Below are 453 nucleotides of genomic sequence, written 5' to 3'. Positions count from 1 at the left end.
TAGGAGCACCTTCGTGGTGTGACTGCGTACCTTTTGTATAATGGGTCAGCGACTTATATTCAGTAGCAAGGTTAACCATCTAGGGGAGCCGTAGAGAAATCGAGTCTTAACTGGGCGTCGAGTTGCTGGATATAGACCCGAAACCAGGTGATCTAGCCATGGGCAGGTTGAAGGTGAGGTAACACTTACTGGAGGACCGAACCGACTAATGTTGAAAAATTAGCGGATGACTTGTGGCTAGGGGTGAAAGGCCAATCAAACCTGGAGATAGCTGGTTCTCCCCGAAAGCTATTTAGGTAGCGCCTCGGACGAATACTACTGGGGGTAGAGCACTGTTAAGGCTAGGGGGTCATCCCGACTTACCAACCCTTTGCAAACTCCGAATACCAGTAAGTACTATCCGGGAGACACACGGCGGGTGCTAACGTCCGTCGTGGAGAGGGAAACAACCCA

1 rRNA gene is annotated in these 453 nt (G+C 50.8%); it reads left to right on the top strand.

Going from position 1 to position 453, the window contains the following annotated elements:
- A 23S ribosomal RNA gene (locus tag DF185_RS23225) occupies positions 1-453 on the top strand; the annotation flags it as partial.

This window comes from Marinifilum breve (assembly GCF_003202155.1).
GTDB classification, from domain to species: domain Bacteria; phylum Bacteroidota; class Bacteroidia; order Bacteroidales; family Marinifilaceae; genus Marinifilum; species Marinifilum breve.
This window is presented reverse-complemented; position numbering and strand designations above follow the sequence as displayed.